This is a genomic window from Nostoc sp. WHI (assembly GCF_015714725.1).
GTDB lineage: Bacteria > Cyanobacteriota > Cyanobacteriia > Cyanobacteriales > Nostocaceae > Nostoc.
Map to the genome: position 1 here is coordinate 1 of NZ_WBKM01000280.1, position 16,187 is coordinate 16,187.

General features: G+C 39.7%; 16 protein-coding genes and 1 pseudogene. 11 read left to right on the top strand and 6 right to left on the bottom strand.

Going from position 1 to position 16,187, the window contains the following annotated elements; all coding sequences use genetic code 11:
- From F8S12_RS28120 to F8S12_RS28135, 4 genes are all read left to right on the top strand, one after another.
- A partial coding sequence (locus F8S12_RS28120; RefSeq protein WP_196519568.1) for a non-ribosomal peptide synthetase occupies positions 1-1,939 on the top strand: 1,939 nt, incomplete at its 5' end.
- 86 nt (positions 1,940-2,025) lie between these two features.
- Positions 2,026-3,162, top strand: a complete 1,137-nt coding sequence (gene vioD / locus F8S12_RS28125) for a capreomycidine synthase (protein WP_196519569.1) — start codon at positions 2,026-2,028, stop codon at positions 3,160-3,162.
- Between the two features lie 12 nt (positions 3,163-3,174).
- The gene (gene gntD, locus F8S12_RS28130) at positions 3,175-4,218 is read left to right on the top strand and encodes a guanitoxin biosynthesis L-enduracididine beta-hydroxylase GntD (protein WP_196519570.1); all 1,044 of its coding nucleotides are present in this window, start codon (positions 3,175-3,177) and stop codon (positions 4,216-4,218) included.
- Between the two features lie 560 nt (positions 4,219-4,778).
- Positions 4,779-6,113: an MFS transporter gene (locus tag F8S12_RS28135; RefSeq protein ID WP_196519571.1), complete on the top strand. Its 1,335-nt coding sequence runs from the start codon at positions 4,779-4,781 to the stop codon at positions 6,111-6,113.
- A gap of 335 nt (positions 6,114-6,448) precedes the next feature.
- Here the strand turns inward: F8S12_RS28135 and F8S12_RS28140 are convergent, their stop codons facing one another.
- The 5 genes from F8S12_RS28140 to F8S12_RS28160 all read right to left on the bottom strand — a co-directional run bounded on the left by F8S12_RS28140 (position 6,449) and on the right by F8S12_RS28160 (position 8,684).
- Complete coding sequence (locus F8S12_RS28140; RefSeq protein WP_196519572.1) at positions 6,449-6,817, bottom strand: Tn3 family transposase; 369 nt, start codon at positions 6,815-6,817, stop codon at positions 6,449-6,451.
- On the bottom strand, positions 6,787-7,725 hold the full coding sequence (locus F8S12_RS28145) for a ThiF family adenylyltransferase (RefSeq protein ID WP_230968331.1): 939 nt from the start codon (positions 7,723-7,725) through the stop codon (positions 6,787-6,789). Before F8S12_RS28145 ends, F8S12_RS28140 begins: the two co-directional genes overlap by 31 nt.
- Positions 7,722-8,108, bottom strand: coding sequence for a hypothetical protein (locus F8S12_RS28150; protein WP_196519573.1), 387 nt, complete (start codon positions 8,106-8,108; stop codon positions 7,722-7,724). Before F8S12_RS28150 ends, F8S12_RS28145 begins: the two co-directional genes overlap by 4 nt.
- Positions 8,109-8,117: 9 nt before the next feature.
- Positions 8,118-8,396: a multiubiquitin domain-containing protein gene (locus tag F8S12_RS28155; RefSeq protein WP_196519574.1), complete on the bottom strand. Its 279-nt coding sequence runs from the start codon at positions 8,394-8,396 to the stop codon at positions 8,118-8,120.
- A 99-nt stretch (positions 8,397-8,495) separates the two neighbouring features.
- Positions 8,496-8,684 carry a hypothetical protein gene (locus F8S12_RS28160; protein ID WP_196519575.1) on the bottom strand — a complete coding sequence of 63 codons (189 nt, stop codon included), beginning with the start codon at positions 8,682-8,684 and terminating at the stop codon, positions 8,496-8,498.
- A 156-nt stretch (positions 8,685-8,840) separates the two neighbouring features.
- Between F8S12_RS28160 and F8S12_RS28165 the strand changes: the two genes are divergently transcribed.
- The 4 genes from F8S12_RS28165 to F8S12_RS28180 all read left to right on the top strand — a co-directional run bounded on the left by F8S12_RS28165 (position 8,841) and on the right by F8S12_RS28180 (position 13,624).
- Positions 8,841-10,052, top strand: a complete 1,212-nt coding sequence (locus F8S12_RS28165; protein ID WP_196519576.1) for an ImmA/IrrE family metallo-endopeptidase — start codon at positions 8,841-8,843, stop codon at positions 10,050-10,052.
- A gap of 32 nt (positions 10,053-10,084) precedes the next feature.
- Positions 10,085-10,561, top strand: coding sequence for a nuclease (locus F8S12_RS28170; protein ID WP_331001456.1), 477 nt, complete (start codon positions 10,085-10,087; stop codon positions 10,559-10,561).
- Between the two features lie 140 nt (positions 10,562-10,701).
- Positions 10,702-11,856, top strand: coding sequence for an ISH3 family transposase (locus F8S12_RS28175; protein ID WP_442946836.1), 1,155 nt, complete (start codon positions 10,702-10,704; stop codon positions 11,854-11,856).
- 307 nt (positions 11,857-12,163) lie between these two features.
- On the top strand, positions 12,164-13,624 hold the full coding sequence (locus tag F8S12_RS28180; protein WP_196519578.1) for an ISLre2 family transposase: 1,461 nt from the start codon (positions 12,164-12,166) through the stop codon (positions 13,622-13,624).
- A gap of 342 nt (positions 13,625-13,966) precedes the next feature.
- Here the strand turns inward: F8S12_RS28180 and F8S12_RS28185 are convergent.
- Positions 13,967-14,252: pseudogene (locus F8S12_RS28185) on the bottom strand (response regulator); the annotation flags it as partial.
- A 311-nt stretch (positions 14,253-14,563) separates the two neighbouring features.
- Here F8S12_RS28185 and F8S12_RS28190 point away from each other — a divergent pair.
- The 3 genes from F8S12_RS28190 to F8S12_RS28200 all read left to right on the top strand — a co-directional run.
- Positions 14,564-14,851 (top strand): hypothetical protein, encoded by a 288-nt coding sequence (locus tag F8S12_RS28190; RefSeq protein WP_196519579.1) that lies wholly within the window; start codon positions 14,564-14,566, stop codon positions 14,849-14,851.
- Positions 14,852-15,479: 628 nt separating this feature from the next.
- Positions 15,480-15,896, top strand: coding sequence for an element excision factor XisH family protein (locus F8S12_RS28195; RefSeq protein WP_196519580.1), 417 nt, complete (start codon positions 15,480-15,482; stop codon positions 15,894-15,896).
- Positions 15,884-16,187, top strand: a 304-nt coding sequence (locus F8S12_RS28200; RefSeq protein ID WP_196519581.1) for a XisI protein, incomplete at its 3' end; no start/stop codon positions are given. The genes F8S12_RS28195 and F8S12_RS28200, both read left to right, overlap by 13 nt.

Sequence of the window (16,187 nt, forward strand, 5' to 3'; positions counted from 1 at the left end):
ATTAGTTAGCTTTGCTATTAGTCCACCCAGTTCACTGCGTTTGGTATTGGTGGGTGGGGAAACTATTTTGCCAGAACATTTGCACAGTTGGCAACAGTTTCGTCTCCCTTTAATTCATGTTTATGGGCTTACGGAGGCGACAATTACCTCGACGATGTATCAATTACCCCTTGATACCAGTATTCCGGCATTTGGGTATAAGTTGCCCATTGGTCGCCCACTTGCCAATACTTTTATCTATCTTTTGGATGAACAGTTACAGCCGGTGCCAGTGGGTGTACCAGGGGAGGTGTACATTGGTGGAGCGGGACTCTCCCGTGGTTATTTGCACCGTCCACAACTTACAGCCGAGCGCTTTATACCCAACCCTTGGAGTCGTTTACCTGGTGAACGTTTGTATAAAACTGGTGATGTCGGGCGTTATCTGGCTGATGGTAATCTGGAATTTTTGGGACGACGGGACGAACAGGTGAAGTTGCGCGGTTTCCGCATTGAGTTGGCAGAGATAGAAGCACTACTGAGCCAATATCCATCCGTACAACAAACTGTAGTGATGCTGCGCGAGGATGTTTCTGACCACAAACGTCTGGTTGCTTATCTGGTTACGCACAATGATTCTCAGCCATCTACTGGGCAACTGCGACAATTCCTCAAGGAAAAATTGCCAGAGTACATGATTCCCTCTGTCTTCGTGTTCTTGGAAAACTTACCCCTGACCCCGAACGGCAAGGTAGACCGCCGTAACTTGCCCGTATCCGATATAAGCAGCCTTGCTCTGGATACTAGCTTTGTCCCACCCCTTGATATCGTAGAACAACAACTAGCAGAAATTTGGTCAGAAGTTCTAAATATCTACCCTGTTGGAGTAAGGAATAACTTCTTTGAAATCGGTGGTCATTCCCTTTTAGCAGTCCAATTGATGGCTAAAGTGGAGCAGCAATTTGGCAGGAATTTGCCCTTAGCAATGCTCTTCCAATACTCAACAATCGAACAAATGGCGACTATACTTCGCCAGCCAATGGATGCATTCAGTTGGTCTCCTTTAGTACCAATTAAGTCAAGTGGTTTTAAACAACCTTTCTTTTGCATACCTGGGGTTGGTGGTAATCCCATGTATTTATACAACCTAGCCCATCATTTAGATCGAGATCAACCTTTTTATGCACTGCAATCACTCGGTCTTGATGGGGAATCAAAACCGCAGACACGAGTTGAGGACATAGCATCGTATTACATAGAAGCAATACAGTCTATTCAACCCCAAGGTCCATATTTTTTGGGAGGTCATTCCTTTGGCGGTATGGTAGCTTATGAGATTGCCTGCCAGTTACACAAGTTGGGATATGAGGTAGCTTTACTTGCAATTCTGGACTGTGATGCGCCATATATGGAAATTGATCAACAAAATGTTGATTTTGATATGGATGATGCTGATTGGATGCACCAGATTGGCTCGATCTTTGAGGAATTATACGAAAAAAGCTTGGATCTATCTTACGAAGTTCTCAAATCCCTGACTCCAGAAGCGCAATTGAACTACTTGCAAGAGCGTATGCAAGCGGTTAATTTACTGCCTCCTGATATCGGCACTAAGCAACTTCGTGGTTTGGTAGAAGTTTACAAGACTCATATACAAATTGTTTATCAACCAAAGGAGGTCTATGCAAATAAAATTACCTGCTTTTTCTCTAGCGATATGTCTGATGAATCTTCTGAGTCTTCTGAGACTTCTGAGGGTTTAGAAGATTCAAGGTTGGGTTGGGACAAGTTTTCAGATAAATCTTTGGATATCCATATTGTTCCGGGCAGCCACTTGACAATGATGAGTGAACCCCACGTCCAAATTTTAGCAGAACGGCTGAGAACTTCCATTCAGCAAGCACACAAACAAGAGTTACCCGATATGGTCGCTGATTCTGCTACCAAAACTCATCACTAATGATTCTACTGAATAATTTTTGAGATTGTACTCAAAAATTTACTGCTTAAGCAGCTTAAGAACTTTATCAACAAGGAAATAGCATCATGAAAATCGCCCAGGCTCCTTTAGAGAATTGGTTACGCGAGTACTACTTTACTAATGAAATTGATATTAGTGGTAGCGGTGTAGAGGATTTTTCAATGGCCGAGCTTCGTCAACTAATTGGTCTCAAGCAAGAAGAATTTGATCAGCTAATCTTTCATGATAGTCCTTCTCTGGGAAGTCCGGGATTGCGAAAAGCGATCGCTCAACGCTGGGGAGACGGAGACATTTCACGAGTCATGGCCACCAACGGTTCGAGTGAAGCCATATTCTTGGTAATGAACGCACTATTAAAACCTGGTGACGAAGTAATAGTTTTAGACCCTGGTTATCATTCCCTGGTTCACATTGCTGAATCTATTGGTTGTCAACTCAAACGCTGGCCATTAAGGTTCGAGCAGCAATTTGCTCCCGATTTTGAGGAATTAAAAAGTTTAATTACTCAAAATACACGCATGATAATTGTGAATTTTCCTCACAATCCCACTGGAGTTTCAGTGAGCCTGGAACAGCAAACAGAATTGATTAACTTGGCGGCTGGAGTCGGAGCTTATCTTGCGTGGGACGCAGCATTTATCGAATTGACATACGATAAACCGTCACTTCCAGAAGTAAGTTTGTTATATGACAAAGCGATCTCATTTGGAACTTTATCCAAAGCTTACGGTTTACCAGGATTAAGAGTTGGTTGGTGTTTTGCTCCACCTGATGTATTAGAAGATTGCATCCATCTGCGTGACTATATTAGTCTTGCCCTTTCACCATTAGTTGAACTAGTTGCCCAACGTGCCATTGAAAACGGAGATTGTCTTCTGAATATTCGTCAGCAACAAGCTTACACTAATCGAGAAATTTTGGCTGAGTGGGTTGAAATAAATCAAGACTTTGTAGAGTGGGTAAAACCGCAAGGTGGAGTAACTGCTTTTCCACGCTTCCGAGGCATTTCAGATATTGAAGCTTTTTGCCATCATCTAATCAATCCTTACGGGGTTTTACTTTTACCCGGTACTTGTTTTCATCATCCGAATCATGTGCGCTTAGGATTTGGTGGTTCTACAGCCAACCTACAAGTGGGTCTTTCACGTTTGTCTAAGCTGTTAAGCATTTATCATTCCAACACCCAATTAACACACATATAAAGGAGTAAATTCATGTCTAAGCTTGTATTATCTCATCAAGAAATCAGTGATATTCAATCACTGTTGAAGGATATTATCTCACGGTACAATTCTGTAGAAAACCCTGATTTTATTAAAGAGTCATGTCTATATGCTCAGGAACTACCTTGGCGAATTCGTGAGTTCATCAATGATTTTAGATTAACAGAAGACAATCTAGGTACATGCATAATTTCAGGTTATCCTATCGATGATTCTAAAATTGGTTTAACACCTAGTCATTGGAAATGGAAAGCCGACGCTTTACACACCTTGGAAGAGCAAATTTTACTTGTTTTATATGGTTCTTTGTTGGGAGAAGTTTTTGGTTGGTCTACTCAGCAAGATGGGTATATTGTTCATGACATTTTCCCTATCAAAAGCCATGAAGATGAACAATTAGGATCTGGAAGCGCACAAACGCTATGGTGGCATAACGAAGATGCTTTTCATCCTTACCGAGCTGACTACGTTATCTTTCTATGCTTACGTAACCCTGATGAAATTGCGACAACTATAGGAAATTTGAATGTAGAAGAACTCAACCAAGAACAAATTCAGGTGTTGTTTGAACCATACTTCTATATCCGCCCAGATGAATCACACTTGGAAAAAAATGAATCCGAAATCAGGAGACAATCTCGAGAAAATAATGAAGGTCATTTGATTAATTTGGCTTATGAAAAAATTAATAAAATGAATTCTTCGTCTGGAGATAAAATCTCAGTTTTATTTGGATCTCCTCAATCACCCTATTTACGTCTTGATCCATATTTTATGGATCAATTAAAAGATAACAAAGAAGCACAAATTGCCTTTCATACTTTAGTTAGAGCAATAGACGCAAACATTGAACCTATTGTTTTGCAACCTGGAGATTACTGTTTGATCGATAATTACAGAGTTGTTCATGGAAGGAATCCATTTAAAGCTAACTATGATGGCAAAGACCGATGGCTTAAGAGAGTAAATATTACAAAAGACTTAAGAAAGTCAAGAGATTCCAGAGCTACAAGCACATCGAGAATTATTTTGTAGACTTTATTAAGTATCTGACAACGTTACTCTACAAGTAACCGTTCAGGGGGTAGAGCTTTAGCCTTTAGGCTAAAACTGTTGCAAAGCTAGGGTTTGGGGGTGATTTATGGTATGCGCTTAATAGTACCTAAAATGACCCCCGTGAACGGTTACAAATTCTGAGAGTTTAGAAGATACAAGGTTGGATTGGGAGAAGTTTTCTGCTAAACCCTTGGAGACATATGTTGTTCCAGGCAACCATGCAACAATACTGAATGAACCCAACGTCCAGGTTTTAGCCGAAAAACTAAGAACCTGTATTGAGAATGCACAAGCAACATGAAATTTTCACGATTAATTAGAACAAGCGGTGCATAATTACTCTAAGAAGTTTTTGTACAGTGAAAAACCCCAAGTCTGTATAGAACTAACGCACCCTCTACAATTATTGGCTTTATTGACAGTTCTATAAATTAAGCTTTTTAGCGATTTTTATGTGAGTGTTGTCATAACTTGAGTATTGCTCTTTGGGCATTCTGTTTTCAGAGTTGCTCTCTATTTATTTAAAACAGGAGGAAAGGATGAACAGATATGCTGTAAACCGTAAATTACAGGTTTTTATTATTGTCTGGTTCGGACAATTGATATCCCTTATTGGTTCAGGGCTTACTAGCTTCGCCCTTGATTTTTGGGTCTATGAGCAAACAAAGTCAGTTGTCCAATTTACACTTACTGCTTTATTTACTATGCTGCCTGGTTTGTTAATATCACCAATTGCTGGTGCATTAGTAGATCGCTGGGATCGTCGTTGGACAATGATACTTAGTGACGCTGGATCGGCATTGGCTACGCTATTTATTACACTAGTACTCTTCACCGGTACAATTCAGATTTGGCATATTTATATTTCTATTTCTATCATCTCAGTTTGCAACGTCTTCCAGAAGCTAGCTGGTGCTACAACTACTGCTTTACTTGTTCCCAAAAAACACCTCGGTAATGCTAGCGGACTAGTGCAAATTGGCGAGTCTGCGTCAGAACTTTTTCTCCCAGCACTGGCAGGAATACTGGTTTTAAAATTCCAACTTCAGGGTGTACTCCTGATTGACTTCGCAACTTACCTCTGCTCCCTAGCAGCCCTCTTGATTGTTAGGTTTCCCAAACGCAAAACTGCTAGCAAAAATAGTAACGAAGGTAAACAAGGGTTAGGTTCTCTAAAAAAGGATGTAATGTATGGCTGGAATTATATAGTTACACGTCCTGGTCTTTTAGGACTTCTAATATATTTTGCTATTAGTAATTTTCTGGTAGGAATAGTCAGTATACTTATCATACCCATGCTTCTAGCTTTTGTTTCCTCTGCAACAGTTGGAACTATACTAAGCATTGCTGGTATTGGTACGTTAGTTGGTAGTCTTGTGATAGGTGTGTGGGGAGGCCCAAAACGTCGAGTTTATGGCATCTTGGGCTTTGGACTTCTACTAGGAGTTTGCATAGTATTCGCAGGATTGTACCCCTCGCCACAACTTATTGCAGTCGCAGTCTTTGGCGGGTTGTTCTGTTTTCCATTTATTGCTAGTTGTAGTGAAGTCTTGGTGTTAAGCACAGTACCAACTAATGTGCAAGGACGAGTCTTTGCTGTCCAGGGAATAATTGCTGGCTCATCATTACCACTTGCCTATCTCCTAGCAGGACCACTAGCTGATTATATATTTGAACCACTTTTATCTAGCAGTGGGCCATTAGCTGGTAGCATCGGTAAGATTATTGGTACTGGAGCAGGGCGAGGTATTGGATTCTTATTCATATTGCTAGGAATACTCCAATTTTTGGTAACGTTCTTTAGCTTTTTCTATACCCCATTGAGAATTTTAGATAAAACCGCTACCAAAGAAAATCTTGACGTTGCTGATTGATGGGATAATTTTTGTTGTGTTGCAAAACAGGTGGGAGCAACGCGATTTGGTGAGGTCGGGGAAAAAAGGTGCGATCGCTAAAACTTATATTAGACCCATCCGAAAACTCACAAGCCAATATTTACAAGGCTTTGAGACCAGTCCTTGCAGATTCTGTTTCAACGAAGAAATCAGGGTTTGATATAGTTACTGATAGTTTAGAGCAGAAAAATACATAATCTTGACCGACGCAAACATAATTTTTAATTATGAATTATGTCGGTAAGACAACAGTTCGGTATTGAGCCGAGATACGTGTAAAAACCTGCAAGATGGTCTGGAAAGCGTTGCTATATCTACATTTCAAAGATTTCTGGTGGCAGATTAATAGCAGCCTCCAATGGTTGGGGGATATTGTGTAAATTCACCACATAATCACCGTATCTTTTGATATGTCTTGTGATGTATGGACTCATTGCTGCAAGGTGTCGCATGGGAATCAATTCTCCCTGTGACATTAACGTTTGGATAGCCAACGACATATCAACCGTATTCTGCAAAATAACTGCGCTTGCTACCAAATCAAGATACTTCAACCGCTTTTCCTGCTCAATAGGATCATTTTCAGTAATCGCTCCCAGCTTACCGAAAAACACCCAGTCAAGAAAAGCATTGTACATCTCCACAATATTCGTTATCGCTGTAATCTCATGCCGAAGAGCCACATTAGAAACTTTGCGATCGCTTCATCGACGATATTTCCCACAACCGGATCATAGCGGATGGAGGGATTAGCTTGTTTGGCAACCCGGCGGGCGACATGGACTTTATAAGCAGCCAATCGCTTGCCGAGTTTTTGCAACCACGGAATCGGCTGTTTAGTTAACCAAGTCATTGCATCCCAAGGATTTGTGCCAACAATTCGGGGTCGATTAGTTAATTCAACGCGGTCAAAGTCGATAGCGACGATATGTCCAACTCCCAAGTGGGACAACCATTCATTAATTAGCGAACCTCCGCCGCCAAGTCCGATAATTCCCACCTTTAAATTGGCGAAAATTTCTTGTCCGACATCGCCAAACAAGCGTGCGTGGCGGTCGTAAATGGGATTGGCGGCACAAAGTCGGGGTTGGGGCGAAGGATAAAGTCGCCGAATATGCGAACCGATGACGGTCATGTGGTCGAGTTGAAAGCGACCAGAGGGAGTCCAGATATCCCCTGCTACCGCGTTTTTGGCAAATACTAGCGCCCCTACCGGGCCACCACGAGTAATATCGAGCAGCGCCGGATACCCTCGTTCGTGGGATGCCATATCATCAGCAGAGAAACAAACTTCGTCTCTACCACCATGACAGTGTACAGCGAAGTAGCAGAGATTCTGTTCTGCACAGTAACCTGATATCTCAGCTACAAACTTTGCAGTTAAAGCACAATAGCCGCGAGTACCAGGTACATAGTCAATCCTGTCTTGCGCTAGAAAAACTTCACGCGCCAGCAGGCGGATACCGCGAGGGGTTTCTACAATACCTGCTGCAATTACCGCGCCATGCTCGTCACCATCACCAGGAAAAAGATGCTGATGAAGCTTTTGATAAAGCGGCTGATCAATTCTGAATTCAATAGATTTGTTCATCGGCTTCTCAACCACGAAATAACCTTGGTTAACTTGGTCGCAGCCGTATCAATAGCTGGGTTCAATCGCTTGGAACGCCTCGATACTTGGATTGCTGGACGATCTCGCCAAGGGTTAGGCCCAGACAATCCATCGCCTTTGATTAGACCACCATCAACCCGTCGCAACCCCCCATCAATAAAATGTGGGTACACATCTGCATGGGGATACTGAAAGGTAATCACGAAGCCTACCCAGCTAGTGGAAGGTATGTACTGTTCACCAATTAGCACATTATTGACGATGATGTATGCGCCTCCATTTGATTCTGCTTGTACATCAACAGGATGCTCTGGAAAGGCTTGCTTGATTTCTGCGATCGCTTGTTCAATTTCAGGTGTCATCGGTATCCCCTATGAGTTGTCATCAGGTGCAGTGGCGCGGAACTTTTGCCCCTCGTGCAGGGTAACGGTTTCGCAGTCTCCAATTTGCTTGAGGGGAGAATTACCTTTGACCTCAAACAGCACGAAATCTTCCTGAATCGCTACACCCTGTTTGATGGCAGTTTGCTTGATTTCCAAGCCCGTAGCCTTATGCTCTGAGAAGGTTACAGGGCGTTCGTTGACGTTGACAGTAATTGTTTTTGGCTTTTTCGCCAATAGTTCTGCATTTTGCGTAGATTCAATTTGCATATAAGACTCCTTGTAAATTTCATCTTGTGGTTTTGGAATGGGAGCATTGGGGAGTAGCAGATTTTGCACTCCCTAAAAACAAGTGGTTCGGAAAACAGACTATTTAGAGCCTTTGTGCTTGGTAGGGTCAACTAGTTTGTAAAGCTGACCTGCTTGTGGTGTCGGAGGTAGAGGTTCACCTTTTGTTACAGTTCGTTCCTCTCCCGTTCCACCACCACGCGGCCCAGTAATCTCGTATTGACCTGACCGTTGTGCGATTTCGCCTGGTTTTTTCAGTTCGTCAGACATAAGCCGTCCTTTTTTGTTTGAATATCGAACATTGACTGGATACAAGCTAGCACAGTGTTCATAAAACTAACAAGAGTAAGAGTAATTTTATTGCCAAATCGGGCTAAGATTAGGTTATATGTTCGATTATCAAACAAAGATTAGGTTCAAAGGAGAATGAATTACGCAGAACTAGGTCGCCGAATTCGCTTTGCCAGGGAAGAGGCTTTGCTGTCTCAAGATGCTGTGGCACAGCATCTTGAACTGCCGCGTTCTGCTGTGTCTTTGATTGAGAGTGGCAAACGCAAGGTAGACAGTCTGGAACTCGAACGGTTTTCCCGTTTAGTTGGCAAGAGTATTCTGTTTTTTTTTGATGAAGAGTCTAGAGCAGTAGAGGCTAGTAATTTTGAGGAGGATGACCCAACTCAAATCCTTTTCAGTGCCAACCAAGTTGTTGACATATCGCCTGATAAGGAGCAAATTGAGCGGTTTCGCCAGTTTTACCGCAACTTTGGGGATCTAGCTCGAAAGTTGAACCGTATGAGTGAACCTTACTCAAGTGAGCCTTTATACAACGTATTTAAGCCTACTCCAGCAGCAGCCAAGTGGATGGCAGCACAAGAACGTGCCCGACTGGGAATTCCACTTTCTAGCCCGATTAGAAATATGTGGGACGTTTTGGAGAACGAAGGTGTCAGGGTGATGGCATGGAATCTGGTAACGCCCAAATTAGGAGGATGCTTCATTTTTTCACCTTTCCTTGGTTCCTTCATTTTGGTGAAAAGAAACCTTGGAGATTATTCAGCTAATATGCTTAATTTTGTGCTGGCACATGAATATTGCCATCACTTGATTCATCGTCAGCAAAAAGGCATTACCTCCGATCCCAGTGGAAATTATCGCCGACCGGAAGAATACTTTGCTCAATGGTTTGCTGCTAATTTATTAATGCCTGAAGAAGCAATAGTTCCACGATTGACTTCTTATTTAGAAAAGTCAGATGGAGATATTAACGCCGAAATCGTTATGCACTTGGCATTAGATTTTGGGGTTAGCTATAAAGCTATGCTTTATCGTATGGGGGATAAAAGAATAGGCTTAATTGAGAAAAGTGTCTTGCCAAAATTATCTAAAGAAAAGCCCAAACAACTGCTTGCTAAAATTGGTCGTTCTGTTCCTCGCTTGGAAAAATTTAGTCAATTTCCTAATGAGTATAGAGAGATGGTCTTTGATGCGTATCGTTCCGGTTATTTAAGCTTGAGTAAGTTGGCAGAACTGTTAGAAATAACTTTGGAAGAGGCAAAAAATGAATTACAGTCCAGAGATATTCCTATTAATTTGGGTATCAATTCTGAGTTAGAACTTTTAAGCGATATTGAGAACGCTTAACTATTTGGTGTGAAGATTGAACGGAAAAAATAGTGAAGTCAAAAAGTACAGAACCAGAGGCATCGCCAATAATTTTTGATAACACTGTACTGAGTAATTTTGCTCTTTCACAGGTTTTCTATGTCCTCCAAAGGCTCTACGCTGGTAGAGCCTTTGTTGGTAAGGCTGTCCAACGCGAAATCCAAGCAGGAATTAACAGCGCTTCCACATCTGCTAGTTTGCAAAATCGAACGAAACTAGAAGAGATTAATCAGGCTTTAGATGATGGTTGGCTGCAAACACCTTCAGACGAAGTTAACGCCAATGATGATGCTGTTGAGTTACGACTAACCTTAGAGTACAGTCAACGCTTTGGTGCGGGGGAGTCAGAAGCGATGACTATAGCCCGTAACCGTAACTGGGTTTTTGCTTGCGATGATGGTATTGCCAGAAATTTCGCTAAAGAAAGGGAGATTAGATTAACAGGGACTTTGGGTATTCTCATTAACAGTAAACCAAAAAGTTTTTAAGAGAAGAGCGATCGCTAATAAAGCTTACGTACTGTAAAGTGCTATATAGCACTTTACAGTACTATTTATATAATTAATACTTATACTGCTCTGAAAGGTTTCAAAAAATGAAATGATAAGAGTGGTGTGTAGCATATTGACTGAAAAAATTGACTGTTTCATCAGAAGAACTAGCTTTAACAGATTTAGAAACACTTGACGAGGTTCTTGAATGTTTAGTAGAAAATTTCTCCATTGAAACTCAAGGTGTATGTGACCAAAAAACTTTATTTGAGATTCTAATCAAGGCAGCCAGCAGTGGAGATAGTATTGAGAACACAGCTAAATTATTAAAGAATGTTCCTACAGCCAATGATATTAGATATCATCTTAACAAAATTAATAAATTTGAGGAATTAGAGGCACAAATAAATCAGGCATTGAAAAGTCGAATTCCTTTAGGATTAAAAAAAGGTTGTTTAAAAATAGCGATTGATTTAAATTTAATTTGTTATTATGGTAAGCCAACATCAGAGGAATCAGCATACATATATCGAAGTCAAGCTAAATCTGGTACTCATTCATTTTACGCCTATGCAACTTTATATGTGATTACTAAGAATAAGCGTGTAACCCTTGCAATTAGAGGTGTTCGCCAATTAGATACTAGTGTTGCTCTGATTACTTATTTATTAGCAGAGCTTGACTCTCTTAAAATAAATGTAAAGAAACTCTACTTAGATAGAGGTTTTTTTAACACTCCTGTAATCCGATGGTTGCAGGCATTAGATATTCCCTTCCTTATGCCTGCTATCAAGACGGGAAAGAAAGGAGGAATCAAGCAATTTTTAAAGGGCAGAAAAAGTTATAAAACTACTTATACAATCACAAGAGATAAAGATGATTCAGTTACATTTGATCTATGGATTATCTGTAAATATAGAAAGGGGAAGCGTAAGAAGTATGGAGTTCAATACTTTGCCTATGTTACCTATAAAATCAACACAAATCTAGAGTACATTTATCAAGATTATCGAAAAAGATTTGGAATTGAAACTAGCTATCGTCTGAAAAATATTTGTCGAATTAAAACTAATAATAAAAATCCAGTATTGAGATTATTATTTATTGGTATATCCTTTCTTATTGTTAATATTTGGGTAAATATTCTTTGGCTCAGAATCAGTCGTAAAAGGAAAGGTAGTCGATTAATTTATCGCACACTTTTTACACTTAAACAGATGTTAGCCTTTTTATCTCAAGCCTTGCAGCGCAAATATCAAGTAATTGAAAGGATTTATATTCCGTCAGGTTAGCACTGAAAATTTCTCGACCAACTAATCATAAGTAATCATAATCTATACTGTGTCTGCTGGTTAGAGAATTACATATTAAAAAGTATCAAAACATACAAGTATTTCAGCGATCGCTTTTTGGAGAAAAACTTTTTGGTTTACTGAATAAACTTTTACGTATACATTAAATATTTATACAATGAACTGAGTAATATTCGCTAGAAGACACAACCTGTGCTAAAAACGAGGTTTCTGTACATTGTTGCAACTATAAAAAAGGTAAAATTTCTTTTCAGGAATAGTTTTGAAATAGGAAGTATCTACTTTTATGGAGAAAAACATATATGCAAATCTAAATTTTGCCGATTCATTATCAGATTTTAAAGAGGATGTGACGAAACTTTTAGATTTGAAAAATATCGAGGAATGGTCTGGAAGAATAGTTAAAGAAAGAGAAGAAACAATTAGACAGGCTGCGTTAGTTTTAGCGGGTCAATGTATCGCCATATTATTGCATAAACTTTCTCAATCAGAGTCGGCTCATCAAACAGCAATTAATCAAACTAAAGGATGGTGGCATACCGATACGCAGAGACACGGTTATACGAAGAGAGAAATATTAACAGTAGGTAATGTTGTAGTAACTCTCAAATTACCATACGTTGTTCAAAAAAGAGAAAAAAGAGCGAAGAATAAATCTAATAATGTTGGATTCTGCCCCTTGTTAAAATGGTTAGGAATGTCAGAAGGCTTGACCCCATTAGTTTGGTCAGATATTACAAAATATGGTGCCATAGCTAGTTCTTTTGAAGCCGCACATACAATCCTGGTTGATTGGGGAATTAATATTAGTCTTAAACGAATTGAACGATTGACATATAAATTTGGTCAAATCGGCATTGATTTACGTCAAACTAAAATATCTAACTTGCAACAAGGCAAATTACCTGATGGGAATATACTTAAAGACCAAAGAGTTGTAATTGCTGTAGATGGTGGCAGGAGTAGAATTAGGATTAATAAAAAAGGTAGAAAAAATCCCAAAACAAACAAGCATGGCTTTATAGGGGAATGGGTTGAGCCAAAATTATTAACAATTTATGTAGTTGATGAACAGGGTAAAAAAGTTAAAAATGGCGAAATAAAGATTGTAAATGATGGCACTTATGAAGACTATAAAGGCTTTTTACCAATTTTAGCAATGCATCTGATTAGTTTGGGAATTAGTCAAGCAAAACAAGTTTTACTAATTGCTGACGGTGCTGAATGGATTTGGAAACATATTCCTCCTCTTTTAAAGAAATTGAAATCTCCCGATGCCACTTATCAATTATTGGATTTTTACCATGTTACTGAGCGACTACATAAATTTGCTGATGTCGCTTTTAGTGATGAGAAGGAGCGGAATAATTGGTTTAAAAAAGCACGTAGAACTTTAAAAAAAAGTAATGCCATGACCATAATTAGGCAGATGGATGAATTTATCTTTGAAGCCACGGGAGAGCGTTGTAAAACTATGGTCATACAGAGAAATTACCTTTTACGTGCCTATCGTGAAAGGCGTTTAAATTACGCTAAGATACTAGACCAAAAACTACCAATAGGTAGTGGGGCAATTGAGAGTTTAATCCGTCAAGTTGTCAACTTAAGAATCAAGGGTAATAGTAAATTTTGGTTGAAAGAAAATGCAGAAATTATCTTACATCTGCGTTGTCAATGGATAGCTGAAAGTTGGGATAGTTTTTGTGGTTCTATCTTTAATTCCTTTATCAAACCTCAAACTGGTTGATAAATTTTATACTTGAGTTGTCATCTTTAGCTATTGCTTGCTGTAATTGACACTAAGTATTAAAGACTTAGTATAGATATTTTGGAAAATAATCGTCAAATGACTTACTAGCAATCTTTTTGAGATATATCATCAAGATGAATTCTCGTGCAAAGCAGTATTTAAATTGTAAATAAAATAACTCCGTACTTAAATATAATTTTTAGCGATCGCACTTTTTTTGTCCGACCTCACAAAATCGCATTGCTCCCTAATTGAAATTAGTTGCTCTGTACCCCAACGGCTCAATTATCAATTACGTCCGAAATTGCGAACTGCGAATTGCGAATTGCGAATTGGTTTGATTCGATCTGCTACATCTGCCAAGGCTGTGAGCATGATAATTGGTACGTCTGATTGTTTCCGTAATTCTTGACAGACACCATAACCATCTAGTTTTGGCATCATCACATCCAGAACTATTAAATCAGGGGTCAAAAGGCGAAAAGCTGACAAAGCTTCTTCACCATCACTAGCTGTCACTACACTGTAGCCAATCATCTCAAGACGCGTCTGTAAAATTCGGCTTCCTGCTGGCTTCGTCATCTACTACTAAGATTGTGCCTTTATCACCTGATAAGTTTCTCAACGCTGTTCCTCCACAGCGAGAACTCTTAACCCTTCATTATCTGCTTATTAGAAGTCAAAAGCGCAAAACAATCTTGAGGTACAGTCATAAGGAAAGAAGCGATCGCTTAATACTTGCATCTGTGCAACAGATTATGCTGGGGCATCTGCCCGAAAAAGAGATTTGTACTCAATTGGTAAATTCTTCAGCAAGAGACTCGTATTTTCCATCGATTTGGTGTACCTTGTTACTTCTGTGCAAATTATTTATATTTATCTTCTTGCAACTTTACTCATCCAAATTTTAAACCAATGCCTTCGAGGGAATATTCAATGAAAACTTCTAATGATATAGATACCAAGAAGATCATCAAAAAATCTGATAAGCTTACCCTGAGACAGATGAAGCTAATCGAGGAGGCTGAAGACCAACTTCAAGAAGCTAATACTGTCAATTCTTCAACCCCTGTGGTTGAGGAGCAACCAGTAGCAATTTCAGAGCCTAGAGTTCCTGACTACATTCCATTTCTTGATAATCCTCCAGTACAATCGGTGGGCAATTCCGGCTGGCAGGTTTCTGATGTCTGGCGGGATATTCGAGTGGATGATTTTTGTAATTAAAGCAGACAATTTGTATTCCCAGACGGTTCTGCATCGAGGCGGTTGCAGTTATCCATGATCCGAATCTTAGAGATTGAGGGACAGGCACGAAGCAAGGGAGAAAAGTTTTCCCGAATGCATTCTTCGGCAGCAATACCTCTGTCTCTTCGTTAAACCAATATTATGGCAACCGCCTGAGCAACTTTTGTAAACTATTTTTGCACTCAGTCAAAGCTATAGTTGAATCGTGCTTATAATAAGTTACGGCTAACTATAACTAGAAATTAGCACCTTGTAAGTGTGTATTGCTGGATTACGCATCAAAAGCAATACCAAAGACAAAGAAAATTTATCGGCAGCGCAATAGTTTCTATTCTGTTGCCAACATGCACCCTCCGCGATCGCATGTTGGTGAAAGTGTAGTGTCTGGGGGAGAGTGTATTTTTATCGGAGTTTATGTCGGATAAAAGATAAGGGCATCTTATTTTGTGTTGGGCATGATAAAATGAGGGCTGTCACTCTATTTCCTCCAGCTAATTGCTCAACTTATGATTACAGTTACATCCGCCTTCAAGCGATCGCTAGTCTGAGATCGCTTACAAAAATTAAGCCCTAGAATAGGGAATTGGTGTTCGGAAAGATATGGAGTATGCCAGCAAGAGATGTTTTTCACGATGCAGTCAAGCATGGATTAATTGCCAATGGATGGAAAATTACCCATGACCCATTGCCAGTTAGTTTTGAATTGGGGGATATGTATATTGATTTAGGTGCGGAAAAACTGTTGGCAGCCCAAAGAGGGGAGGAAAAAATTGCAGTAGAGATTAAAAGTTTTGTTAGAACTTCGGCAATCTATGAATTTCACACCGCATTAGGACAATTTATCAACTACCGACTGGCGCTTTCTGAGCAGGAACCAGAACGCACACTGTATTTAGCAGTACCAATTGATGCTTACAGTTCATTTTTTACAATTAGACTCGTACAAAATATTATCCGTATTCATCAACTGAAATTAATAGTTTATAACCCAGAGACAGAGGAGATTGTAGAATGGATAAACTAATACAGTACAGTGAAATCGTACAAAAATTGCTACGTGAATATGCAGAGATTGGTAACCCTGATTCAGATATAGAAACGCAAATAGTATTTGATACCGAACGCCATCATTATCAATTGATGAATGTGGGGTGGAAAAATCAACGCCGAGTTTATGGTTGTTTTTTACATATTGATATTAGAGATGGTAAAGTCTGGCTGCAACACAATGGTACAGAATCCGAAGTTGCAGAAGAACTGGCAAGTTTAGGTATTCCCAAGCAAGATATTGTGATTGGATTTCACTCTCCTTTTA